Annotated in this window: 22 protein-coding genes; 18 read left to right on the plus strand and 4 right to left on the minus strand. The window is 65.9% G+C overall.

Annotated elements, in window-relative coordinates:
• The first annotated feature begins 8 nt into the window (after nt 1-8).
• A complete protein-coding gene (gene sucD / locus ABZW74_RS07640) occupies nt 9-911 on the plus strand; it encodes a succinate--CoA ligase subunit alpha (RefSeq protein ID WP_355275359.1) in 903 nt (300 codons plus the stop codon).
• A 117-nt stretch (nt 912-1,028) separates the two neighbouring features.
• Here sucD and ABZW74_RS07645 read toward each other — a convergent pair whose 3' ends face one another.
• Complete coding sequence (locus tag ABZW74_RS07645; protein WP_355275361.1) at nt 1,029-2,246, minus strand: protein kinase; 1,218 nt, start codon at nt 2,244-2,246, stop codon at nt 1,029-1,031.
• 172 nt (nt 2,247-2,418) lie between these two features.
• Here ABZW74_RS07645 and ABZW74_RS07650 point away from each other — a divergent pair, with 172 nt between their 5' ends.
• From ABZW74_RS07650 to ABZW74_RS07665, 4 genes are read left to right on the plus strand one after another with little or no spacing between them, the layout of a single operon-like run.
• Nucleotides 2,419-3,066: a hypothetical protein gene (locus ABZW74_RS07650; RefSeq protein ID WP_355275363.1), complete on the plus strand. Its 648-nt coding sequence runs from the start codon at nt 2,419-2,421 to the stop codon at nt 3,064-3,066.
• Nucleotides 3,059-3,547, plus strand: a complete 489-nt coding sequence (locus ABZW74_RS07655; RefSeq protein ID WP_355275365.1) for an RDD family protein — start codon at nt 3,059-3,061, stop codon at nt 3,545-3,547. Before ABZW74_RS07650 ends, ABZW74_RS07655 begins: the two co-directional genes overlap by 8 nt.
• A 31-nt stretch (nt 3,548-3,578) precedes the next feature.
• Nucleotides 3,579-3,827, plus strand: a complete 249-nt coding sequence (locus tag ABZW74_RS07660) for a type II toxin-antitoxin system prevent-host-death family antitoxin (RefSeq protein WP_240856342.1) — start codon at nt 3,579-3,581, stop codon at nt 3,825-3,827.
• The gene (locus ABZW74_RS07665) at nt 3,824-4,204 is read left to right on the plus strand and encodes a type II toxin-antitoxin system VapC family toxin (protein ID WP_355275367.1); all 381 of its coding nucleotides are present in this window, start codon (nt 3,824-3,826) and stop codon (nt 4,202-4,204) included. Before ABZW74_RS07660 ends, ABZW74_RS07665 begins: the two co-directional genes overlap by 4 nt.
• A gap of 3 nt (nt 4,205-4,207) precedes the next feature.
• Here ABZW74_RS07665 and ABZW74_RS07670 read toward each other — a convergent pair whose 3' ends face one another.
• Both ABZW74_RS07670 and ABZW74_RS07675 read right to left on the minus strand, forming a co-directional pair.
• Nucleotides 4,208-5,644, minus strand: coding sequence for a serine/threonine-protein kinase (locus ABZW74_RS07670; protein WP_355275368.1), 1,437 nt, complete (start codon nt 5,642-5,644; stop codon nt 4,208-4,210).
• Between the two features lie 139 nt (nt 5,645-5,783).
• Entirely contained in the window at nt 5,784-6,245 is a 462-nt protein-coding gene (locus tag ABZW74_RS07675) for an SRPBCC family protein (protein WP_355275370.1), read from the minus strand.
• 17 nt (nt 6,246-6,262) lie between these two features.
• Between ABZW74_RS07675 and ABZW74_RS07680 the strand changes: the two genes are divergently transcribed.
• The 5 genes from ABZW74_RS07680 to ABZW74_RS07700 all read left to right on the plus strand — a co-directional run bounded on the left by ABZW74_RS07680 (nt 6,263) and on the right by ABZW74_RS07700 (nt 9,733).
• Nucleotides 6,263-6,685, plus strand: a complete 423-nt coding sequence (locus tag ABZW74_RS07680) for an NUDIX domain-containing protein (RefSeq protein WP_240856346.1) — start codon at nt 6,263-6,265, stop codon at nt 6,683-6,685.
• Between the two features lie 154 nt (nt 6,686-6,839).
• On the plus strand, nt 6,840-7,460 hold the full coding sequence (locus ABZW74_RS07685; RefSeq protein WP_355275373.1) for a nitroreductase family protein: 621 nt from the start codon (nt 6,840-6,842) through the stop codon (nt 7,458-7,460).
• 9 nt (nt 7,461-7,469) lie between these two features.
• Nucleotides 7,470-8,105, plus strand: coding sequence for a TetR/AcrR family transcriptional regulator (locus tag ABZW74_RS07690; RefSeq protein ID WP_355275375.1), 636 nt, complete (start codon nt 7,470-7,472; stop codon nt 8,103-8,105).
• A gap of 91 nt (nt 8,106-8,196) precedes the next feature.
• Entirely contained in the window at nt 8,197-8,925 is a 729-nt protein-coding gene (locus ABZW74_RS07695; RefSeq protein ID WP_355275377.1) for a DUF5336 domain-containing protein, read from the plus strand.
• Between the two features lie 7 nt (nt 8,926-8,932).
• Nucleotides 8,933-9,733, plus strand: a complete 801-nt coding sequence (locus ABZW74_RS07700) for an SAM-dependent methyltransferase (protein ID WP_355275379.1) — start codon at nt 8,933-8,935, stop codon at nt 9,731-9,733.
• 184 nt (nt 9,734-9,917) lie between these two features.
• Here ABZW74_RS07700 and ABZW74_RS07705 read toward each other — a convergent pair whose 3' ends face one another.
• Nucleotides 9,918-13,451: an indolepyruvate ferredoxin oxidoreductase family protein gene (locus ABZW74_RS07705; RefSeq protein WP_355275380.1), complete on the minus strand. Its 3,534-nt coding sequence runs from the start codon at nt 13,449-13,451 to the stop codon at nt 9,918-9,920.
• Nucleotides 13,452-14,188: 737 nt separating this feature from the next.
• Between ABZW74_RS07705 and ABZW74_RS07710 the strand changes: the two genes are divergently transcribed.
• From ABZW74_RS07710 to ABZW74_RS07745, 8 genes are all read left to right on the plus strand, one after another.
• Nucleotides 14,189-15,766, plus strand: coding sequence for a carboxyl transferase domain-containing protein (locus ABZW74_RS07710; protein WP_240856352.1), 1,578 nt, complete (start codon nt 14,189-14,191; stop codon nt 15,764-15,766).
• Nucleotides 15,767-15,770: 4 nt separating this feature from the next.
• Entirely contained in the window at nt 15,771-17,822 is a 2,052-nt protein-coding gene (locus tag ABZW74_RS07715) for an acetyl/propionyl/methylcrotonyl-CoA carboxylase subunit alpha (protein WP_240856353.1), read from the plus strand.
• Nucleotides 17,822-18,967: an acyl-CoA dehydrogenase family protein gene (locus ABZW74_RS07720; protein ID WP_355275383.1), complete on the plus strand. Its 1,146-nt coding sequence runs from the start codon at nt 17,822-17,824 to the stop codon at nt 18,965-18,967. The genes ABZW74_RS07715 and ABZW74_RS07720 overlap by 1 nt, the downstream gene beginning before the upstream one ends.
• A 56-nt stretch (nt 18,968-19,023) precedes the next feature.
• Nucleotides 19,024-19,509: a MaoC family dehydratase gene (locus tag ABZW74_RS07725; protein ID WP_355275393.1), complete on the plus strand. Its 486-nt coding sequence runs from the start codon at nt 19,024-19,026 to the stop codon at nt 19,507-19,509.
• A 2-nt stretch (nt 19,510-19,511) separates the two neighbouring features.
• Complete coding sequence (locus ABZW74_RS07730) at nt 19,512-20,390, plus strand: CoA ester lyase (RefSeq protein WP_355275385.1); 879 nt, start codon at nt 19,512-19,514, stop codon at nt 20,388-20,390.
• A 24-nt stretch (nt 20,391-20,414) separates the two neighbouring features.
• Nucleotides 20,415-22,043: an AMP-binding protein gene (locus ABZW74_RS07735; RefSeq protein WP_355275387.1), complete on the plus strand. Its 1,629-nt coding sequence runs from the start codon at nt 20,415-20,417 to the stop codon at nt 22,041-22,043.
• Between the two features lie 11 nt (nt 22,044-22,054).
• On the plus strand, nt 22,055-23,989 hold the full coding sequence (locus ABZW74_RS07740; protein ID WP_240856357.1) for an acetoacetate--CoA ligase: 1,935 nt from the start codon (nt 22,055-22,057) through the stop codon (nt 23,987-23,989).
• Between the two features lie 95 nt (nt 23,990-24,084).
• Nucleotides 24,085-25,057 (plus strand): DUF5336 domain-containing protein (locus ABZW74_RS07745; RefSeq protein ID WP_355275389.1); only part of this gene is annotated, 973 nt, incomplete at its 3' end.

The raw sequence follows: 25,057 nt of genomic DNA on the forward strand, positions 1-25,057 counted from the left end.
CAGAACCAATGTCGATTTTCCTGAACAAAGACAGCAAGATCATCGTGCAGGGCATCACCGGCGGTGAGGGCACCAAGCACACCGCACTGATGCTCAAGGCGGGCTCCAACATCGTGGGCGGCGTCAACGCACGCAAGGCCGGCACCACCGTGGCCCACACCGCCAAGGACGGCTCCGACGTCGAGCTACCCGTCTTCGGCAGCGTCTCGGAGGCAATCAAGGAGACCGGCGCAGACGTGTCGATCGCCTTCGTGCCGCCGAAGTTCGCCAAGGACGCCATCATCGAGGCCATCGACGCCGAGATCCCGCTGCTCGTCGTCATCACCGAGGGCATCCCGGTGCAGGACAGCGCCTATGCGTGGGCCTACAACGTGGACAAGGGCACCAAGACCCGCATCATCGGGCCCAACTGTCCCGGCATCATCACCCCGGAGGAGTCGCTCGTCGGCATCACCCCGGCCAACATCACCGGCAGGGGCCCGATCGGGCTGGTGTCCAAGTCGGGCACCCTGACCTACCAGATGATGTACGAGCTGCGTGATCTCGGCTTCTCCACCGCCATCGGCATCGGCGGCGACCCGGTCATCGGCACCACCCACATCGACGCCATCGAGGCCTTCGAGAAGGACCCCGAGACCAAGGTCATCGTGATGATCGGCGAGATCGGCGGCGACGCCGAGGAGCGCGCGGCCGACTACATCAAGGCCAACGTGTCCAAGCCGGTCGTCGGCTACGTCGCGGGATTCACTGCGCCGGAAGGCAAGACGATGGGTCACGCGGGCGCGATCGTGTCCGGCAGCTCGGGTACCGCGCAAGCCAAGAAGGAAGCCCTCGAGGCAGCGGGCGTCAAGGTCGGCAAGACGCCGAGCGAGACCGCCAAGCTGGCTCGCGAGCTGTACGAAGCTCTCTGAGCTCACACACGGAACTCCCATCTACACACGAGATCCCGTGTGTAGATGGGAGTTTTCTGTGTGCGATGGTGCCGCCCTACGCGCTGACGGAGGAGCCCGTGGCGTCGTCGGCAAGGGTTATGCCATCGGTTGCGGCCGCCAGTCGAACGTCACGTGCGTGTCATTCAGCATTACCCTGGCCAGAGCGCCCGGTTCGGAATGGGACGCGCCCCAATCGCCGATCACCGCGAGGTCCATCCCGGCGACGAACTCGCGCCGGGCATCGTCGGGAATCGCCAAGATCTGCCCGGCGAGTGGGGAACGAATCGTCCGGGCACCCGGCGAGGTGAAAGGTGATTCGGGGCGTTTGACGCTGATCGACACCAGTGCCTGTCCAGGCCTGACCTGATGGCCGACACGAACATGCCAATTGATTGCGGTGATGACTGGGTCGACTTCCGGACCCGGGTAGCCATATCCGTATTCGATTGGTTGCAAACGGATTTGGGGAGCTATCACGCGGAATGCGGTAGGTGGGTGAACGTCGGCGGTGCCGGTCATGCTCTGCACAAATGAACGGCAGTCCGGAAAGCGCGCCTCGGGGTCCTTGTGTAGCGCGCGCGTCAGCGCTGCGTCGAGCTCGGCGCGATCTTGGTCGTCGCCGAGCTCGCTGATCGATGGTGTGGGCGCCGCCATGACCGCGTTCAGGGTCGCCAAAGCAGAGTCGCGCAGGAATGGGCTCCGGCCCGTCAGGAGCTCGAATACCAGGCAGGCCAATGAGAATTGGTCGGAGGCCGGTTCGATGGCATCGTTCAGCGCTTCGGGTGCCGAATACGCCAGAAAGCGTGGCGTGCTGTGCCCAGCGGCATCGTCGCCGGAACCGACGCGGTTGTCGGACTCGAATCGTCGCAGCTTCGCTCGGCGGCGTGCGCGGTGGACGCCGAGGAGCACGGTCTCCGGTCGCACCGCACCATGAATTACCGAGTATTCGTGGGCGTGGTCGAGGGCCGAGGCGACATCGGTGGCGATTTGAGTCACCTCCGATAGTGATCGCGGTCCCATCAAGTCAAGAAATGAGCCCGCTGACTCGTCGGCTTCCCAACGAGTTGTCACCCAGACGTGTTCGCCGCCCGAGCCGTGGTCGAGAATGCCTGTGATGTTGGGGTGGTCGAATCGCGATACGGCTCGGATTCGCTGGACGATTCGTTCACGGTCGGACTCACTGTCGCACCGCCACGCTCGGATCATCTCGGGCCGATCCAGAGTCGGATGTATGCATCGAGCGACGAGTTGGGTGTCCGTCTCCGAGACAATCTCGACTATCCGACGGCCGGCGAGAAGTGCCCCGGAATCCATGCGCACGCAGCCTCCGATAGTTGTTCGTGAGGCGACTATAGGTCACACGAAAGCGCTTCGTGGCGAGCGCGGGTCTGCGGGGTACCGCCGTCGGTCCGACATGGACGTGGTCGACGGATCACAAGTTCGACATGTCCACCGCCGGGCGTTCACCGCGTGCGATGCTTACCCGGTGAGCAGCGACGCGCCCCGTGAGGCGAAGATCGCCACCGGTGCCGTGGCAGTCGGGATCAAGGGTGTCGTGGCGTCTGCCGAGGCGGCACGATCGGTGGGCCGTCAGCTATTGCGTCTTCCCGTGATCGGACCGGTGGGGCGTCGGGGGGTGGACCGCCTGGCCGCCGAGGGCGACCGTGTCATCACCGATGTGGTCCCGGTCCTCGTCGACCGCGTCCTGAAGCTCGTGGTCGCGGTGATCACGGTTGTCGTCGCCGAACTTGATCTGACGAAGCTCGTCCAAGAGCATGCGGATCTGAACGCGATCGCCGGTGACCTCGACATCAACGCCATCCTCGACCGCGTCGACCTCAATGCGGTGATCGCCGAGCGGGTCGACCTCGATCGGGCCATCAAACTGGTCGACCTCGACGCCGTCGCGGGCGGACTCGACATCGATGCCATCCTCGCCCGCGTCGACCTGATCGGGCTGGCCGAGGAGATCATCGAGGGCGTCGACCTGCCCGACATCATCCGTGACGCCAGCACCTCGGTCACGGCCGACGTGATGACCGATGTGCGCAGTACCTCCGAGCGGGCCGACGACGCGGTGGCCAACGCGATCGGACGTCTGCTCCGACGCAAGGTGGAGGCTCCCGATGAGTGACACCGCCAACGACGAGACGCCGGTCGTCCCGCGACACCCGGTAGTCCACGGTGTCGTGCACGACCGCGACAAGAACGCCGGCATCGTGAGCCGAGGGATCGCGGCGGGATTCGATCTCGGTGTGGTCGGCGCGATCCTGGGGAGCGGGTACCTCGGCCTGATGCTGATTCGGTTCATCCTCAGTGTGCAGAGCTTCACGTTTGCCCAACCGAACCTTTTCTTCACTGCGAGTGGCTTCCTGGCCGTGTCGGTCCTGTACCTCGCCACATGCTGGGCCGTGTCGGGCCGCACCCTCGGTTCGGTCGTGATGGGCCTCCGCGTGGTCAATCACAAGGGGGTACGCATGCGTCCGATCGGCGCGCTGCTGCGCGCCCTGATCTGTACCTTCTTCGCGATCGGGTTGCTATGGGTGGCAGTCGATTCCCGACGCAGGTCGGTCGCCGACCTCATCCTCCGCACCCGGGTCATCTATTCGCGCTGAGCCGTGGTAGCACAAGTGCTACCATGGCGGAATGAACACCGTTGGACTGCGAGAATTGCGCCAAGATGCCTCGGAGTTAGTTCGGCGCGTTGAGGCCGGCGAGGAGATCACCATCACGGTCTCCGGTCGTGCGAGCGCGAAATTGGTTGCCGCAGCACCACGTACCTGGCGACAGTGGGCCGACGTCGAGTCACTGTTCGCCGGCCCGGCCGATCCCGACTGGGGAGTGGATCGCGAGGCAGTAGACCACGAGATCGCAGACCCCTGGGAACGGAATTGAGGGGCATCCTCGACACCAGCGTCGTGCTCGCCACCGACCTCGAACCCATCGCCGGCGAGTTGGCGTTGAGTGCGATCACGCTGGCGGAGATGCACTTTGGTGTTCTGGTGGCCAAGACGTCCGAAGTGCGTGCAGAGCGACTGCGCCGCCTGGTGCTGATCGAGAAGGCGTTCGACGCATTGCCGGTCGATGAGGCGGTGTCCGCGAGCTACGGGCGGATCGCGTCGGCGGTCGTCGAACTCGGGTGGCAGCCACGCGCGCGATCGATGGATCTTCTGATCGCGGCCACCGCGCATGCGCACGACGCGCGTCTCTACACGCGCAACCCGTCCGACTTTGCCGGGCTCGACGATCTCGTGGAGGTTGTGTCGGTCTAGGTTTCAGCAGATCTGCCGGTTCAGCGTGGCGCCGTCGTAGGTGACGATGATCCGAATGCACGTGCGGGCCGGCGCGTATACCGCCGGTGTGAAGAACTGTTGCGGCGCAGCCGAATAGGTGGGTGAGGATTTCCATCCGGAGGCCTGCGACCAGATGCGGGCGCTGCCGTCCATGCCGCCCGGAGTGGCGACCTCGAGCCAGTTGTATCCCGACGGAGACAGGTACAGGATCACCACGGCATTGCCCATCGACGTCCGCCAGACGGGTCGCCCGCCCGCCGGGAGGGGCGCCGATGTCGGCGTGGTGGTCAGGGGTGGTGGCGGCGGTTGTGACACTGTGGTCGATTGCGTCGGGATGAGCGACGGCGTGGTGAGCGACGCGGCCGCCGCCTCATCACCCGACGTGTCGTCGGACGAACCGGTCGCGAGGAACCAACCACCGAGGCCGAGTAGAGCGACCACGAGAAGCGCGATCAGGCCGATCAGGATGTAGATCGACGTATTCGACCTTCTTCGTGGGGGCGGCGTCGGCATCGGCGCGATCGGCGCACGGACCGTGTGTGCCACTGGGGCGGGAACGAATTCGGTGGTGGCGATTCTGGTCGGGGCTTCCGCTGCCGGTGACCGGGTCAACGCGCGCCGGGCGTCGGCCACCAGCGCAGCCGCATCGGGATACCTTTCCCGCGGATCCTTCGCCATGCCTCGCCGGATCACCGCATCCAGTGGTGAGTTCAGTGGTGCCGGGAGCCGCTGAAGGTGGGCGGAGATGATCTGCTCCGGGTTCGTCGACGTCGCGAAAGGTGCCTGACCAGAAAGGCATTCGTACAGGACGCCGGTCAATGCGTAGATATCGGCGGCGGGCCCGGCGGCGTCGTCGGTGAACCGTTCCGGAGCCATGTAGCGAAACGACCCGATCACATACCCGGCCTGCGTGAAACGAGTGTCTGCCTCGGCCATGGCCAGGCCGAAATCGACGAGGTACGCGAAGTCATGTCGATCGACGATGATGTTGTCCGGCTTGACGTCCCGGTGGGTCAGGCCGGCCTGATGCGCCGCATCGAGGGCGCCGCCTATCTGCTCGACGATGTGCACGGCGCGATGGGGTTCGAGTGGGCCGTCGTCGGCGATCACCTGTCCCAGATCGCGGCCCGTCACGAGTCGCATGTCGATGAAGAGTTGCCCGTCGATCGAACCCCAATCGTGGATGGGGATGACGTGCGGATCATTCAGTGACGCAGCGACTTGGGACTCGCGGATGAACCGGTCGCGAGCGGCCGGGTCGTCGCTGACGGAGCGATTGAGCAGTTTGATCGCGACGGTGCGACGTCGACGGGTATCTGTTGCGCGGTATACCTCGCCCATCCCGCCTCGACCGAGCAGCTCCTCGAGTTGGTACTGCCCCAGCATCGTGCCTGCACGGTCGGCGACTGGCGAGGACATGGCGCGAGGATTCGATTCTGTTCAGCGGTAGACAAAGCGGGAATCTCGGACATTACCAGTCGCGAATGGCGACGGCGATTGGTCGATCGGACGACATTGCGGCGACTCTGCCGGCCGTGGGTCCCCGCAAGTCTCTGAGTCAGTTCTCGCTGACTGCCTTGAGTTTCGCGAGGCCCTTCTCGAAATCCTTGCCGAGGAGCTTGTCGAAGAACCCGAGCGGGGCCGCGACACGACTGAACAACGAATGCGGGCCGGTCATCGTCCAGGTGACGGCGGTGCGAGCACCGTCTTGGGTGAGTTTGAAAACGCTTGTGCTCGTGGACTTCATCGGCTTCTCGAACACCACCTTGATGTCGACACGGCCGGGCTCGTCGGCGCGCAGGATCTCCATCTCGCCCTTGCCGGCCTTGCGATTTCCCGACCACGCGTACCGTGCTCCGACCCCGCTGGCGGCACCCGAGTAGTCGCGCTGCAACTCGGGGTCGAGCCCCTCCCAGGGTGACCATTCGGTCCAGCGATGGAGATCCACGATGCGTTCATAGACGGCGTCGGCCGACGCGTCGATGGTGGTGGCGCGGCTGACGGTGTAGGTGTCGGACATGGGTCTACCGTAGGGGAGTGGACGAGGGGCGGCGAGTACCGGCAGCCGGCGCAGTGATCGTCGACGACGCGGGTCGCCTGCTGCTGGTGTTGCGCCGCAACGATCCTCAGGCCGGGCGCTGGAGTCTTCCCGGCGGGAAGGTCGAGCCCGGCGAGAGCATCGTCGCGGCCGTCGAGCGAGAGGTCCTCGAGGAGACCGGGCTCGTCGTCGACGTCGGCGATCGGGCGTGGCTGGTCGACATCCCGTACCGCCGGGGCGACGCCGCGGAGGCCATCGTGTTCGAGATCCACGATCATTTCGCGTCGGTACGGTCGGGCACGTTGCGGGCAGGCGACGACGCGGCCGACGTCGGGTGGTTCACGCCGGAAGAGCTGCGCACCGCGCGACTCACGCATGGGTTGCTGGGCTACCTCGAACGCGCCGGTGTCGTCGGGAAATGACCTCTGCCTTACGCGACTTTGTAGCAATTGATGGCGCCCAGCGCTTCCTATTGCTACAGATCCACACCACCATGTCGGCGGTTCGCTGACCTGAGCTCACACGGGTGCGGTCGGGTCGCAAGAGTAGGGTGCCGAGGGAGACCAAAGGAGTGCCATGACGGAACTGTTGCCCCTGGATCCCGACCAATTGCTGACCACCACACGGTCGGTCCGCAAGCGACTCGACCTGGAGCGGCCCGTTCCCCTCGAGCTCGTCGAGGAGGCGATCGAGGTGGCTTTGCAGGCGCCGACCGGGTCCAACAGCCAGACCTGGCATTGGATCGTGCTCACCGACGCGGACCTCAAGAAGCGGGTCGCCGAGCTGTACGCGAAGTCCTTCGCGACGTACTACGCCAACCAGGCGCCGCGTGATGAGACCGGTAAACGTGTCGCGTCGAGTGCCCAATACCTGGCCGACGTGATGGGTGACGTCCCGGTATTGGTGATCGGGGCGATCTACACGGGTGGTGAGCTGCCCACGGGCAACCAGGCCGGAGTCTGGGGTTCGCTGCTTCCCGGTGCGTGGAGCCTGCAGTTGGCGCTGCGTGCGCGGGGCCTGGGTTCGGCGTGGACCACGTTGCACATCGAGTACGAGAAGGAGATCGCCGAGTTGCTCGGGATTCCGTCGACGGTGCACCAGGGCGTGCTGCTGCCGGTGGCGTACACCAAGGGAACCGATTTCAAACCGGCACCGCGCAAACCTCTCGACAAGGTGCTGCACGTCAACGGTTGGTGAGTACGCCCGATGCCGAGCGCAGATGCCGAGTCGGCGCCACGTCAGACGCGTCGTGAACAGGCCAAGGCGGCCCGCCGCACCGAACTTCTCGAGGCGGCGGCCCGGCAGATGGCCGAACGCGGCTTCTCGTCGGTGCGTCTCGAGGACATCGGGCGTGCGGTCGGCGTCAGCGGCCCCGCCATGTACCGCCACTTCGCGTCGAAGACCGACTTGCTCGACGAGATGCTCGTCGACATCAGCGAACGCTTGCACGACGGCGGCGCCGAGGTGGCTGCGCGCGGCGCAGCGCCCGCCGACACCCTGCTCGACCTCATCGGTTTCCACATCGATGTCCTGGTAACCAAACCCGACCTGATCGTCGTGCAGGATCGCGACCTGTCGTCGCTCACGCCGGCCGCCAACCATCGGGTCCGGTCGTTGCAGCGGCGGTACGTCGAACAGTGGGTGGACGTGGTGCTGGCCGACGCCGCCGAGCGCGGCAGGACTCTCGACCGCGACGAGGCGCGCGTGCGTGTGCACGCGATGTTCGGCTTGCTCAACTCGTCGCCACGATTGCCCGACTTCCCGGAGCATCAGTTGCGTGCACTGCTGACCGCCATGGCGACCGCCGCACTACAGGTGAATGTGGCGAATCCGCTTGGATGAACTTGCCGCGCAGGGCTACGAGTTCGGCCTCGCATGCCTATAGTCTTGCGCCATCGCCGCACCAAGGCCGGCGTTCGACGAGGAGAACAGCGTGAATCCAGGTGATCCGAACCATCCGGCAGGGCAGCAACAAGGTGCAGGGCCGACGGGGCCGCCATCCGGAGCATTTCCTGGGAGCTCGGATCCCACATCGTTCGTCGGCACCAACGTGCCCGGGACGCCTCAGGGGCCGGCCAGTGGACAGATCCCGGCGCAGGGTGCGTGGGGCAACCCCTACGATCCCCAGCACAACCCCAACCAGCCGTACGGCCCCAACGCCCCATACGGCGCGTGGGGTCAACCGCCGATGGCGCCCGGTCCGCGTCCCGACATCTCACTCCTGCTCGCCCTGGCGTCGGTGGTGGCCGGCCTCGTCACCTACTTCATGGGGTTCGTGTCCTGGATCAGCGTGGCGAGCGGGGTGGAAGACGAGGCAGACAAATGGAGTGAAGACCTGGCCAACGGGGACCGGGGCGTACCCGGCTTCTTCTCCTATGAGATCGTGCTCAACCCGGGCAAGTTCCTGATCCTGCTCGGCGCGGTCGCGGTCGCCACGACTCTCGTCCTCGTGCCGAAGTACCGAAAAGCCTTGCCGTTCCTCGCCGTGATCGCGACGGCAGGCTGGCTGGCCCTGTTCGCAGCCGCGCTCGTGGTGCCGCCGGTCGTCGAGTTGGGCGCGGGTGCCATCGTCGCCCTGATCTTCGGCTTCTTACAGGTCGCGCTGCTGTTGGGTGCCGCGTTCCTCTTTGGACTGAAGAAGGACGACCCCAAGCCTGCCTGACCATCCCTTGACCGAATCAGCGCGCGGCCCATCGGATTCCGATCCGTTGGTCCGCGCGCTGCGTGCTGCAGGGAGTGTCTTCGCGGAGGACGAGGCGGAGTTGCTGCGCGACGACGCGGTGGATTCCGATCAGCTCGCCTCTTGGTGCGCACGACGCGTCGCCGGTGAACCCCTCGAGCAGATCCTCGGGTGGGTGGGCTTCGGCGATCTGCGCTTGTCTGTGGGTCCGGGAGTCTTTGTGCCACGACAGCGTTCGCTGTTGCTGGCGCACGCTGCACTTGCCGAGGTTCGCGAACGGACGAGGCCGACGATGCTCGAGCCGTATTGCGGGGTCGCCCCGATTGCGACGACGGTGCGGCGTCAAGCCGACGACGCGGTGGTGCATGCCACCGACGTGGACGCGGTTGCTTTGTCGTACGCGACGCGAAATCTGGAAGACCCGGCCGCGGTTCACTGTGGTACTGGACTCGCGGGTCTGCCCGAAGCGTTACGCGGCCGCATCGACGTGATCGCCGCTGTGCCGCCCTACGTGCCGGATTCGGCAATCGACACACTCCCACACGAGGCGCGCGACCACGAACCGCACGGCGCACTGCTCGCCGGACCCGATGGGCTGCAGCATGTTCGCGACCTCGTCCGCGAATCCGTCGAGTGGCTCACACCAACCGGCGTGGTGCTGATCGAGATCAACCACGCTCAGTTCGACGCCGTCGCCGATCATGCAGCGACAGTGGGCTACCGCGCCGCGGCGATCGTCGGCGACGACGGACAGACGGTGCTCGCGCGGCTGCACGCCAATACCTCCTGATCCTCATGCCGCGCCGCGCCGCGCTCCTCGCGCCGCGACCTTACCGCCGCCTGAGGTGCGACGAGCGCTAGCGAGGAGCCTCGAAGGCCTGGTGAGACATCGATGTCACCTCGCCAAGGGCTTCGAGGCTCGCAAGCTCGCACCTCAGCCGGCGGAGGGGGCTTTGTCGGTCTCCACTCGACCGTCAGATACCCAATTCACCTCGCATGCGCGACAACTCGCGATGATACTGCTCGACGTTGCGCATCTTGATGTTCTCGTAGCCGCGGACCATGTCGGGCAGGTCGGCGACAGCGACCAACCGCTCCGCGTCGATCCTGCCGGAGTCGATCGCAGCGAGCATCGACTCGACGAGCTCCCGGTACTCGACGATGAGTGCGCGCTCGGTCCGTCGGATCTCGGTGCGGCCGAACGGGTCCAGCGCGGTGCCTCGCAACCGCTTCATCCGGGCCAACCCCGACATCGGGCGCGTGCTCCACGCGCCCAGCGACATCTTCTCCTTCTTCCCGAGCGCACGCAGCGTCGGCGGATGCAGCCGAACCGCGACCTTGGCGTCGTCCCCGAACTGCTCGGCGACCTGTGACGCGAAGTCCGGGTCAGCGGTCAGGCGCGCCACCTCGTACTCGTCCTTGTAGGCCATCAACTTGTACAGGTTGCGGGCAATCGCATCGGTCAGGCCGGCGTCACCGGCCTCGGTGTGCACTCGCCGGACCACGTCGAGATATTCACGGGCATAACGCTCGTCGGCGTAGGCGGTGAGTTCGTCGTACCGGATCGCGACAGTCCGCGCGAGGTCGCCGGTGATGCCGACCGCATCGACGGCACGCCGTGCAGCGTCACCAGGCTCGGTACCAGCATCGTCGCGGCCGTGCAGCGCGTCGAGGACCGCGGTCACCGCATCGGGGTCGGCGACCACCTGGCGGCCACGTCGGAACGCCTGCGTGTTCGCCGACACCGCAACACCGTTGAGTTCGATCGCGCGTTCGATCGACTCGGCCGAGATCGACAGCGCCCCGGTCTGATACGCAGCCCCGACCATCAGCATGTTCGCGTACTGCTCGTCGCCGAACAGGGCGGTCGAGACGGCGCCGGAATCCAGGTAGACGGCCCGCGCGACCCGCGAGTCGATGGCCGAATGCACTTGTGCGGCTGCGGGAAAACCGACGGTCGTGTCGATGACCATGAGTCCCGTCGGGATCTGCGTCGTCGAGACCACCGCGACCGTCTTCTCGGCCGCGGCCACCTTCAGGTTGACCGGGTCGGTGCCGACCAGCGGGTCGCAAACCAGGTAGAGGTCGCAGTCGTCGGAGGCCACCTTCGCGGCCTGCTCGGCCGGATGTGACGACACCTTGACGTCGCTGACCACCGCACCGCCCTTTTGGGCGAGACCGGTCATGTCCACGGTTCTCGCCCACCGACCGTCGAGCACGGCCGCCGTCGCGAGCACCTGCGACACCGTCACCACACCGGTTCCGCCGATGCCGGTCACGCGCAACGAGAAGGTGTCCCGCATTGCACGCAACATCGGTGTCGGAACATCCGACGCCGGAATGTCCTGCGCCCGAACCGGTTGCCGCTTGGTTCCGGGAGTGACGGTGACAAACGACGGGCAGTCGCCTTTCAGGCACGAGAGATCGAGGTTGCACGAGCTCTGATCGATGCGTGTCTTGCGCCCGAACTCCGTCGACACCGGATGGACCGACAGGCAATTCGACTTCTCGCCGCAGTCGCCGCATCCCTCGCAGATTCGCTCGTTGATCATCACCCGCGTCTTCGGGGTTTCCATCGTGCCCCGCTTGCGCTTACGGCGCTTCTCCGCTGCGCAATGCTGATCGTGGATCAACACGGTGACGCCGGGAACAGCGGCCAATTCGGTTTGGACGTCCAGCATCTCGTCGCGGTGGCGTACCTCGACCGTCGACGGTAGCCGCAGTGAACGTGTCCGATGCGGATCGTCGGAGGTCACGACGACGCGTTTGACCCCCTCGTCGATCAGCAACGACGTGAGGCGTGGGAGGCTCATCGCGCCGACCGGGTCTTGACCGCCGGTCATCGCGACCGTTCCGTTGTAGAGGAGTTTGTAGGTCACGTTCTCGCCGGACGCAACCGCCGCTCGCAGCGCGAGCGAACCGGAATGCATGAAAGTTCCGTCGCCGACGTTCTGAACGAAATGGTCGGCGGTCACGAACGGTGCCATGCCCAGCCATTGCGCGCCCTCGCCGCCCATCTGCGTGACACCGGCGACATCGCCGACCTGCCGCGGATCCATCAGCAACACCATTGCGTGACAACCGATTCCGGCGCCCACCAAGGTGTCGGGCGACACCTTGGTGGAGCTGTTGTGCGGACACCCGGAGCAGAAGTACGGGGTCCGCACCGCCAGCGGCAGTTCGATGCGAGTACCGCGGGCCGCCTTACGGTCGAGCCATGCCTGCGCGGCGTCGACCCCGTGCCGCGCAAGGCGTCCGGCGAGACCGCGCGTGACGGAATCGACGTCGAGTTCACCGAAGCGGGAGAACAGTGTCGACCCATCCTCGTTGACCTTGCCGACGATGCGGGGTGCCCGAGGATGCCGGAAAAGGATGTCGCGCATCATCGTTTCGATGAAGTCGCGCTTCTCCTCGATGACGATCACCTCGTCGAGGTCGCCGCGGGCGGTGCCGAACATGAAACGATCGAGGATCTCGCGTTCGATCGGGTACACCATGCCGAGCTTGAGGATGCGGATGCCCAGGCGGCGGAGATCGTCGTCGGTGATACCCATGAGACGCAACGCTTCTCGAAGGTCGAGATAGGTCTTGCCGGCCGCGACGATGCCGATCCGATCGTCCGGGCTGGACACCACCATCCGGTTGATGCCGTTGAGACGCGCGTACTCCAGGGCCCGTGGCAGCCGGGTGGTGAGCTGATTCTGTTCGAGCTCCATCAGATTCGCGCCCAGGAGGCGCCCGCTGGGGACGTGCGGACTACGCCCGAGATTGCCGTACACCGGGGTGATGCGTGCCGGATCGACGTCTGCGGTGGCGGCGCCGTCGGCGACATGCGCCGAGATCTTCATCGACGTCCACAGGCCGCTCACCCGGCTCATCATCGCGGCGTGCACGCCGAGGTCGAGGATGTCCTGCGAGTCGGCGGGGTAGAGGATCGGCATGTACAGATCGGCCAGCGCCATCTCCGACGCGCAGGGGACCGTCGAACTCTTGGCGCCCGGATCGTCACCGACGAGGGCCACGGCGCCGCCGTCGGGATGGGTGCCGATGAGGTTGGCGTGCCGGAGTGCGTCGGTCGCCCGGTCGAGCCCGGGAGCCTTCCCGTACCAGTAACCGACGACGCCATCGCGGTTGTCCGCGAGCGATCCCACCTGCGCGGCCAACTGCGACCCCATCACCGACGTCGCTGCGAGCTCCTCGTTGAGCCCGGGACGATGGACGATGTCGTACGGATCGAGGTACTCACGACGACGCGCGATCTCGAGGTCGTAGCCCGCGAGCGGTGAGCCCTCGTAGCCGGAGATGAAGGATGCGGTTCGTAGGTCTTGGCGGCGGTCGACGCGGGCCCGGTCGCGGACCATGCGCACCAATGCCTGGATGCCGGTGAGGAAGATGGTGCCCGAATCGCGCGTATAGCGATCGTCGAGCGAGAAGCCGTCGTTGCCGTCTGCACGCTGCTCTACCTGGGCTGATACGAGTTTGCGCGCGCGGTCGTCTGCGAGGGTCATGGGGTTACCTGGCCTTCATTGTGTCGGTCGCCGTTGGCCGGGGTGTGGCGTCGGGCGACGTGGTTGTACGGAACCCAGGGGTGGCGGGTTCCCCACCAATGTACGAGACGGAAGTGACCCGCGTCACGCTTGGCCGAGTGTGCTGATCCGCAGAGTTCGGTGACTAGCGCTCTGACCTGCGCGTAAGCGTCCGCCACCCCCACCGCTCCCTGAGGTGTTCGAAGGGCAGGTGAACGGGCCACGTCAGCGAGCCACCGGGCCACTGAAAGTAGGGGAAGGTTCTTCCCCTGATTTCTGCCCCTGCTTGTTGAGTCGTCCGCGAGAAAATTCGCGGGGAGGACTCCAGGAGTAGGGGACGAGTTTCTTCCCCTATTTTTCGTGGATCATCGTCGCCTCGTCGCGCTCCACGGCCCTCTTCCCGCTGGGTACCGATATCCGACGGGCTGGCGTGGGCTCCGGCGGACTGACCGGCCGGCGCTGGGAGTCGGCTGTCTGAAGTGGTCGCCGTGACCTGTCCCCGAGGGCATAGTGCCCTCGGAGCGCACTGAGGAAGACTGATTCGGACGTCGTCGAAAGGGTTGTCTGATCAGTATGGATTTTGGTTCGGATTCCGGACGAAAAATCATACTGATCGCTGTCGGAGAGCCTCGTACTCGACTTTCGGCAGGTGGCTGACATCGACGGCCAAGTCGTGTACCGTCCTATTCAGTTAATGACCAGTAACTGAAAGGTCAATGATGACCACAACGGTCGAGGGGTTCCGAACCGCGCACGAGCAGAACCTCGACGTGCTGCGTCAACGGCTGACGACCGTCGCCGCCGGCGGAGGCGAGAAAGCGCGTGCCCGTCACGAATCGCGCGGAAAGCTGCTGCCTCGCGATCGCGTCGACGGCCTGCTCGACGTCGGGTCACCGTTCATCGAGGTCGGGCCGCTCGCCGCCTGGGGGATGTACGACGACAAGGCGCCCGCCGCGGGTGTGATCGCCGGCGTCGGACGCGTGGCCGGCCGGGAATGCATGATCGTCGCCAACGACGCGACGGTCTCCGGCGGCACCTACTACCCGGTCACCGTCAAGAAGCACCTGCGGGCGCAGGAGATCGCGGCGGCCAATCGGCTGCCGTGCATCTACCTCGTCGACTCCGGCGGCGCGATGCTGCTGCAGCAGGACGAGGTGTTCCCCGATCGCGAGCACTTCGGACGCATCTTCTACAACCAGGCGACCATGAGCGCCGCGGGCATCCCGCAGATCTCTGCGGTGCTCGGGTCGTCGACCGCGGGCGGCGCCTACGTCCCGGCGATGAGCGACGAAACGGTGATCGTCCGCAACCAGGGCACGATCTTCTTGGCCGGCCCACCCCTGGTGAAAGCGGCCACCGGCGAGGACGTGACCGCCGAAGAACTCGGTGGTGGTGCCATGCACTCGTCGGTCTCCGGTGTCACCGACCACCTCGTCGACAACGATCAGCAGGCCCTCGCCAAGGTCCGCGACATCGTGGCCACCCTCGGGCCGCGCGCCGCGCCGCAGTGGGACACGGTCGCGCCGCGCGAACCGCTGGCGCCTCAGACCAACCTCTACGACGTGGTGCCCACCGACCCGCGCACTCCGTACGACGTCCGCGAGGTCATCCGGATCATCAGCGACGCAGGTGAATTCAGCGAGTTCAAGGAGAACTACGGAACCACGCTGGTCACCGCTTTCGCTCATGTGCACGGCCATCCCGTCGGCTTTGTCGCCAACAATGGGGTGTTGTTCAGTGAATCCGCGCTCAAGGGAGCGCATTTCATCGAGTTGTGCGATCAGCGTCGGATTCCGCTGGTATTCCTGCAGAACATCACCGGTTTCATGGTCGGACGCGCCTACGAGGAGGGCGGCATCGCCAAGAACGGGGCCAAGATGGTCAACGCGGTTGCCTGCGCCCGGGTGCCCAAACTCACCGTCATGGTGGGCGGCTCCTTCGGAGCCGGCAACTATTCCATGTGTGGTCGCGCGTATTCGCCCCGCTTCCTGTGGATGTGGCCCAACGCCCGCATCTCGGTGATGGGCGGCCCGCAAGCCGCCGACACCCTGGCGACGGTGCGTCGCAATCAGATCGAGCGGTCGGGACAGGAGTGGGCCAGCCACGAGGAGGAGGCCTTCAAATCGCCCATCCGCGAACAGTTCGAGCGGCAGTCCGATGCCTACTATTCCACCGCCCGACTGTGGGACGATGGGATCATCGATCCCGCGGACACCCGAACCATGCTCGGATTGGCCTTGGAGACTTGCCGATACGCGCCCCTAGCAGATGCCAACTACGGCGTCTTCCGGATGTGATGACATGACCGACACGATCAGGCCCATTCGCAGTGTGCTCGTCGCCAACCGAGGCGAAATCGCATGCCGAGTCATCGACACCCTGCGGCGTTTGGGGATCCGAAGCATCGCGATCTACTCCGACGCCGACGCGAACGCACGTCACGTTCGCGAGGCCGATGTTGCCGTGCACATCGGACCCGCCGCCGCCACCCAGAGCTATCTCGACATCGCCAAGGTGGTCGACGCGGCGCGGCAGACCGGTGCCGACGCAGTGCACCCCGGATACGGATTCCTTTCGGAGAACCAGAAATTCGCGGCCGCGCTCGCCGAGGCGGGCATCGTCTTCATCGGCCCGCCTGCCCAGGCGATCGCGACGATGGGTGACAAGATCACCGCTCGCGCCGCCGTCACCGAGCGGAATGTGCCCGTGGTGCCCGGTATCTCGCGTCCCGGGCTCTCCGACGACGACTTGATCTCGGCGGCCCCCGACATCGGGTTCCCGGTGCTGATCAAGCCCAGCGCGGGCGGCGGTGGCAAGGGTATGCACCGTGTCGAGGACGCGGCCGGGTTGCCCGATGCGCTGACGCGCGCCCGTCGGGAGGCGTCGTCGGCCTTCGGTGACGACACCCTGTTCCTCGAACACTTCGTGGACACCCCACGCCACATCGAGGTGCAGGTGCTCGCCGATACCCACGGCAACGTCATCCACCTCGGCGAACGCGAATGCTCACTGCAACGCCGACATCAGAAGGTCATCGAGGAGGCGCCGTCGGCGCTGCTCGACGAGGCCACCCGCGCGCGAATCGGGGACGCGGCCTGCGACGCCGCCCGCAGCGTCGGCTACACCGGGGCCGGCACGGTCGAGTTCATCGTCTCGGCGCACCGCCCCGACCAGTTCTTCTTCATGGAGATGAACACCCGTCTGCAGGTCGAGCATCCGGTGACCGAGCTGGTGACCGGCGTCGACCTGGTGGAGCAGCAGATTCGGGTCGCGCGTGGCGAGGTGCTCGCCCTCACCCAGGACGACGTCGTGTTGCGCGGTCACGCCATCGAGGCTCGCGTGTATGCCGAGGATCCGGCGAACGGCTTTCTGCCCACGGGCGGACGCATCGACTTCCTCGTCGAGCCGGACAGCCTGCCGGGCAACGGAATCCGAGTGGACTCCGCGATGCTTCCGGGTCTGGTCGTGGGCAGTGACTACGATCCCATGCTGGCCAAGGTCATCGCGCATGGTGCCGACCGCGAAGAAGCACTCGAACGCCTCGACCACGCGCTCGCCCACACCCGGGTGCTGGGCGTGGTCACCAACATCGACTTCTGCCGCCACGTCTTGGCTCAGCAGGCCGTGATCGATGCCGACCTCGACACCGAACTCCTCGACCGACTCGTCGTGGACTACCGGGCTCCGGCACCCGTCCCGGAAGCACTCGCTCTGGCAGGCATGGCGCGTATCGGAGTTCGTGATCGCAGTGACGTGTGGGAGTCCGCCGTGGGTTGGCGGGTCGGCGGTAAGGCGCCGGTGACCATGCGATTGGTCAGTGGCGGAGAACATTTCACCGTTTCGATCCGGGTCGACGAGACCGGCCATCGCACGCTCACCGGAATGGCGACGGTGACCACAGAAGGCGAGACGCCGGCGCCGAGTAGTGCTGCAGAGTGGAGCGCTGCGGTCGGCTACCTGCCCGAGACCGGACGCTTGATCGTCGACGGGATCAGCCAGTCGTGGTCGTCGGCGCTCATCGGCGACACGTGGTGGGTGGCCGGCCCGCACGGCACGTGGCAACTCGAGGTGGCACGCCCCATCCTCGACGAGGCGGCCGACGACAACGCCGGCGAGATCGTCAGCCCCATGCCCGGAACGGTGGTGGCCGTTCCGGTTACCGACGGCGAGACCGTCAGCCAGGGCAGCCCGGTCGTCGTCGTGGAAGCGATGAAGATGGAGCACTCGCTCACCGCCGCGGTGGACGGTTCCGTGTCGTTGACGGTCAAAGTCGGCGACAAGGTGTCCGCCGGGCAGGTGCTCGCACAGATTCAGACAGAAGCCGCCGATAACGCTGCTCCCGAGGAGAACTGATGGAACTGACGCAGGAATACACCGACCTCATCGCGACCGTGCGCGACTTCGCGCAATCGGTGGTCGCGCCGGTTGCGGCCAAGCACGATGCCGAACACAGCTTTCCGTACGAGGTGGTCGCGCAGATGGGCCAGATGGGCCTGTTCGGACTGCCGTTCGACGAAGAGTACGGCGGCATGGGCGGCGACTACTTCGCTCTCGCCCTGGCGCTGGAAGAACTCGGGAAGGTGGACCAGTCGGTCGCCATCACCCTGGAAGCGGGTGTGAGTCTCGGCGCCATGCCGATCTACCGCTTCGGAACCGAGGAGCAGAAGCAGACCTATCTGCCCGATCTCACCGCAGGTCGGGCGTTGGCGGGCTTCGGCCTCACCGAACCGGGCGCCGGTTCCGACGCCGGGGCGACCGCCACCACCGCCAAGGACGACGGCGACTCGTGGATCATCAACGGCGCCAAGCAGTTCATCACCAACTCCGGGACCGACATCACCTCGCTCGTGACCGTCACCGCGGTCACCGGCACTCGCGAGAACGGCCGCAAGGAGATCTCCACGATCATCGTGCCGTCTGGCACCGAGGGGTTTGTGGCCGAGCCCGCCTACAACAAGGTGGGCTGGAATGCGTCCGACACACACCCGCTGAGTTTTTCCGATGTGCGTGTGCCCAAGGAGAATCTGCTGGGCACTCAGGGCCGCGGCTACGCCAACTTCCTGTCGATCCTCGACGAGGGGCGCATCGCGATCGCGGCGTTGGCCACCGGGGCGGCGCAGGGCTGCGTCGACGAAAGCGTGAAGTACGCCAGGCAACGTCAGTCCTTCGGCAAGCCGATCGGCCAGTACCAGTCGGTCTCGTTCGCGATCGCGCGCATGGAGGCCCGCGCGCACGTGGCTCGCACGGCCTACTACGACGCGGCGGCGAAGATGCTGGCGGGCAAGCCCTTCAAGAAGGAGGCGTCGATCGCCAAGATGATCGCCAGCGAGGCAGCGATGGACAACGCCCGCATGGCGACCCAGATCCACGGCGGCTACGGCTTCATGAACGAGTATCCGGTCGCACGGCACTACCGCGATTCCAAGATCCTGGAAGTCGGCGAGGGCACCACCGAAGTGCAACTCATGCTGATCGCGCGGGAGTTGGGATTCGCATGAGCGAGCGAAGCGACGTGGGATTGCCGCTGAGCGAGCGAAGCGACGTGGGATTGCCACTGAGCGAGCCGCAGCGCGTCGTGCAGCGTGGGCTCTGGTTCGAGGAATTCACCGAGGGCACCATTTACGAGCACAGGCCCGGCCGCACCGTGACCGAGGCCGACAACGTGCTGTTCACGACGTTGACGATGAACACCCAGGCCTTGCACCTCGACGCGGCGTGGTCGGCGCAGCAGCCCGGCTTCGGCGGGCAGCGCCTGATCAACTCGATGTTCACGTTGTCGACGATTGTCGGGCTGTCGGTGTCGCAGCTGACCCAGGGAACGCTGGTGGCCAACCTGGGCTTCTCCGAGGTCGCCTTTCCTGCGCCTCTCTTTGCCGGTGACACGCTCTACGCCGAGACCGAATGCACCTCTAAGCGCGAATCGCGTTCGCGACCGGGGGAGGGCGTGGTGAACTTGACGCACATAGGACGCAATCAGCACGGCGAGGTCGTCGCGCGGGCGCAGCGGGCCACGCTGGTGCGGAAAAGGCCGACGCAATGACGATGAACTTCACGAATCGACAACTGGCGAACCCGTGGTTGCCGCCCGGGCCGGCGTTGCTCTTCTGTCCGGCCGATCGCCCCGATCGTTACGCGAAGGCGCTCGAACGGGCCGACGTGGTGATTCTCGATCTCGAGGATGCGGTGGCACCTGATCGTCGTGCGGCCGCGCGGGAGGCGCTCATCGCCAATCCCATCGACCCGGACCGCACCATCGTGCGGATCAACCCGGCCGGCACCGGTGACTATCGGCGCGATCTGGCCGCGGTGGTCGAGACCAACTACCGGGTGGTCATGCAGGCCAAGGCCGAAGACCTGTCGTCGATCATCGACACCGCGCTGCAGACCATCGCGCTGATCGAGACGCCGCTGGGAGCGACGCGCGCCCACGAGATCGCCGAGGTGGTGAACTGTGTCGGGTTGATGTGGGGAGCCGAGGATCTGGTCGCCGGACTGGGCGGCAAGTCGAGCCGATTCGGGCCCGACGAGAAGCACCCTGGCCAGTACCGAGACGTCGCCCGCTGGGTTCGTTCGTCGACCCGGATCGCGGCGGCCGCGCACGGAAAGTTCGCCGTCGACTCGGTCCACCTGGACATCAACGACACCGAGGGGCTCATCGACGAGGTGCGGGATGCGGTGGCCCTCGGGTACAGCGCCACTGCCTGCATCCACCCATCCCAGGTTCCCTACATCCGTGACGGCTATCGACCCGCGGGCGACGAGGTCACCTGGGCCCAACGCGTGGTCGACGAATCGACTGCGCGCGGTGGTGGGGTCTTCAGCCTCGAAGGCCAGATGATCGACGGTCCGGTGTTGCGTCAGGCCGAGATGGTGCTCACCAGAGTGGCTGCCGCCAAAGAAGTTTCGAACAACGACGAGTGAGTCGGGGAGAACCGGAGCACAACCATGACCGAAAAGGCTTACGCGCGAGGTGAAGACACACCCGCGCTGCTCACCGAGACCATCGGTGCCACACTCGCTCGCACCGTCGAGGCACATCCGGACAAACTCGCGCTGATCGACGCGGCGGCGGATCTCCGGTGGACCTACCGCGAATTCCGCCACGGCGTGCGCGCTCTTGCGGCGGGTTTGCTGCGCATGGGTGTCGGAGTCGGCGATCGGGTGGGCGTGTGGGCGCCCAACCGATACGAGTGGGTGTTCACCCAATACGCGACGGCAGAGATCGGCGCGATCCTGGTCAACATCAATCCGGCGTATCGCCAGACCGAGGTCGAGTACGCACTGGCCCAGTCGGAGATCAGCGTGGTGATCGCTGCCGAACGGTTCAAGGATTCGGCGTATGCGACCATGCTCGACGAGGCTCGGGCGAAATGTCCCGATCTTCGTGAGGTGGTGCTGTTCGAGTCGGCGCGCTGGGAGGAACTCATCGCGGAACCGAGCGAGGACGAACTGGCCCGGGTGGCGGAGATCGCTGCTTCGCTGTCGCCCGACGACCCGATCAACATCCAGTACACCTCGGGCACAACGGGATTCCCCAAGGGTGCCACCCTCACTCACCGCAACATCAGCAACAACGGGTACCTGGTGGGTGAGCTGCTGAACTACACCGACGCCGACCGGATCTGCATCCCGGTGCCGTTCTATCACTGCTTCGGCATGGTGATGGGCAACCTCGCGGCCACCAGTCACGGTGCGGCGATGGTGATTCCGGCACCGGCCTTCGATCCGGAGGCCACGCTGCGGGCCGTCGCCGACTACAAGTGCACGAGTCTCTACGGCGTGCCGACGATGTTCATCGCCGAACTGGCGCTGCTCGATTCGGGCGCCGAGTTCGATCTGTCCAGTCTGCGGACCGGCATCATGGCCGGTTCGCCGTGCCCGGAACATGTGATGCGGCAGGTGATCGACCGGATGAACATGTCGGAGGTGTCGATCTGTTACGGCATGACCGAGACGTCGCCGGTGTCCACGCAGACCCGCGTCGACGATCCGCTGGAATTGCGGGTGACGACGGTCGGACGCGTCGGTCCGCACCTGGAGATCAAGGTGATCGATCCCGTCACCGGCGAGACCCTGGATCGGGGCGAGACCGGAGAGTTCTGCACCCGTGGTTACAGCGTCATGCAGGGCTACTGGAACAACCCGGATAAGACTGCGGAGGCAATTGATTCCGAGGGGTGGATGCACACGGGTGATCTGGCGGTGATGGCGCGCAATGGGTATGCCGTCATCACCGGGCGGATCAAGGACATGGTGATCCGCGGCGGTGAGAACATCTACCCGCGCGAGATCGAGGAGTTCCTCTACACCCACCCCGACATCCTCGACGCCCAGGTGATCGGAGTTCCCGACGACAAGTACGGCGAAGAACTGATGGCGTGGGTACGCCTGCGTGAACCGGCCACCGATCTCACCGCCGACGACGTGCGCGACTTCGCCGACGGCAAGATCGCGCGTCACAAGATCCCGCGTTATGTCCACGTGGTGAAGGAATTCCCGATGACCGTCACCGGCAAGGTGCGCAAGGTCGCGATGCGTGAAGAGGCGATCGAACTGCTCGGGCAAGATCTGTGAGCTCATCGGACATGGACGAGTTCCGAACCCATCTGCGCGACAACGGCATCGACGTAGGCGACACCTACGAGGCGTTGTGGCAGTGGTCGGTCGATCAGCCCGCGGAGTTCTGGCGCTCGCTGTGGCAGTTCTACGATCTCGACGTCATCGCCGAGAAACCGCTTGCCGAGGGCGCCGACGCGGTGCTGGCGAATTCCGAGATGCCCGGAGCCCGTTGGTTTCCCGACATCCGCCTCAACTATGTGGATCAGATCCTGCGGCATTCGGGCCTGCCGGGTGCGGCGATCGTCGGGATCGACGAGACCGGTGCCCGCTCTGAGATCTCTTGGGCCGAGCTGGGTTCGGCGGTCGCAGGGCTCGCCGCGACCCTCCGTGATCTCGGCGTCGGAGAGGGCGACGTGGTCGCAGCCTATCTGCCACACATTCCGGAGGCGGTGGTCGCCTTCCTGGCGACCGCGAGTCTCGGCGCCATCTGGTCGGGCTGCGGTCAGGACTACGCGCCGGTGGGTGCGGCCGGGCGTCTGGGGCAACTCGAACCGAAGGTGCTCTTCACCGCGGACGGCTACCGCTACAACGGTAAAGACATCGACAAGGCCGCCGACAGTGCGGAACTCGCATCGTTGCTGCCCGAGCTTCGTGCGCGGATCGTCGTCGGGGGTGGCGGGGATGATGCGGACGTGCTCGACTACCGCGACGCGGTGGCAGCAGGAGATCCGACGACCCTCCAACCGGTGAAAGTGGCCTTCGACCACCCGCTGTGGGTGTTGTTCAGCTCCGGCACCACCGGCCGGCCGAAAGGCATCGTGCACGGACACGGCGGTGTCGTCGTCGAACACCTGAAGGCCGCTGGGCTGCACGGTGGACTCGGGGCCGACGACGTGTTCCTGTGGCAGACCGCGCTGAGTTGGATGATGTGGAACTTCCAGATCGCGGGACTGCTCGTCGGATCGAAGATCGTGTGTTACAGCGGATCTCCGCTCTACCCAGATGCCGACCGACTGTGGCAGATCGTCGCCGACGAAAAGGTCACCTACTTCGGAACCAGCCCCGGCCAGCTGCAGGCGTCGCGCAAGGCCGGTCTGGTGCCCGGGCGCGACCATGATCTGTCCGCATTGCGCGCACTCGGCAGCACCGGGTCGTCGTTGGCGGGTGATCTGTTCACCTGGGTCGACGAGAACGTCAAGGCGGGTCTGCCGATCTCGTCGATCAGTGGCGGCACCGACGTGGTCACCGCTTTCGCGGGCGGCTCGGTGGGCGAACCGGTGGTCGCCGGCGAGTTGTCGGTGCGTTATCTCGGTGTGGCGCTGGAGAGTTGGGCCCCGGACGCAACGACGCGCGTCGGTGAGGTCGGCGAGATGGTGGTGACCGCCCCGATGCCGTCGATGCCCGTGGGATTCTGGCGCGACGACGACGGATCACGCTATCGCTCAGCCTATTTCGAGCACGTATGGGAAGGGTCGGGCCCGGACGGTCCGGTGTGGCGGCACGGCGACTGGGTGACCCTCACCGACCGCGGTTCTCTCGTCATCCACGGCCGCAGCGATGCGACGCTCAACCGGCAGGGCATTCGGATGGGTTCGGCCGACATCTACGAGGTGGTCGAAGGGCTCGACGAGATCGCCGAGGCGTTTGTCCTCGGTGTCGACGGCGAGGGCGGCACGTATTGGATGCCGCTGTTCGTCACCCTGGTGCCGGGCGCGACGCTCGACGATGCGCTGCGCGGTCGGATCGCGGCCGAGATCCGCCGTCGGCTGTCGCCGCGGCATGTGCCCGACGAGGTGATCGAGGCACCGGGCATCCCGCATACGCGTACCGGTAAGAAGCTGGAAGTTCCGGTCACCGCGATCCTGGCCGGTCACGACGAGGTGAACGTCGACCCGAAGGCCGTTGACGACTACTCCCTGATCGACTGGTACGCCGAACGAGGTCGCGAACACAGCTGGTGACACCACTGGTGACGGACGGCCGTGTCGCGTCGAGGTGCACCACCGGTAGCGTGTGCAACGACGGTTACAAGCTATCTGTGAGCAGGAGCGAACTCATGACCTATCAACCCGGGGGGTACGGGCAGCAGCCCGCGACCGGTCAAGACTATGGACAGCAGAGCGCTGCGGCGGGATATCCGCAGGCCACAGGGCAGTCGGGTGCCGCCGATCAGTCGGGTGCGCAGTCCTACGGGCAGCAGGGTTACGGCCAGCAGTCCTATGACCCGCAGTCCTATGGACAGCAAGGCTACGACCCGCAGAGCTATGGGCAGCAGGCCTACGGTCAGCAGGGTTACGGCTACGCCCAGCGTCCGCCGAGCCAGGGACTGCCGGCCATCACGCCGCTCATCGTGGCCGGGACCATCGGTCTGTTCGGCCTGGTGGTGCTGTTCTGCGGTTTCGCCACCGGTAGCAGCTACTCGAGCGAATACGTCGACGTGTCGTCGAAGGTCTGGGAGACCTACTTCGTCGTGCCGTATGCGCTGATCGTGACCGCAGGTTTCCTCGCGCTGCTGGCGCTGGTGCCCAAGCTCGACTTCCGGCCGGCGCCGCTGGTGGTTGCCCTGGCCTTGGCTGCGTCGTTCATCAGCGTCTTTCAGATCGCGACCAAGGAAGGTGAGACGGAGACCGGTGCCGGTGCGATCATCGTCATCGTCTTCTCGATCCTCATCGCGCTGATCGCCATCTTCTGGCTGGTCATCGAGGCCGGACTCATCAAGGTGGCGCCGGGTGCGACCGCTGCACCGGCTGCTGCCGCGACCGGCGCAACCGCGTACGGCACCGGCACAGCGGCACCGACCGCCGATGCGTCCGCGTACGGTGCAGCGACCGGTCAGGCCGACGCCTCCGCCACGGCGCAGAGTGCCGCCCAGCCCGCGCCGTCCGATTCGGCGACCAGCGCGTACGGCTCGACGGCCGGCCAGACCGGCCAGCCCGGCTACTCTCCGTCGGCGTACCCCGGTTACGGGTCGTCCTACGCCCAGCCCACCTATGGTTCCTACGGCCAGTCGCAGGCAGCGCCGGCCGGTG

It is taken from the genome of Gordonia sp. NPDC003585 (assembly GCF_040610755.1).
Taxonomy (GTDB): Bacteria; Actinomycetota; Actinomycetes; order Mycobacteriales; family Mycobacteriaceae; genus Gordonia.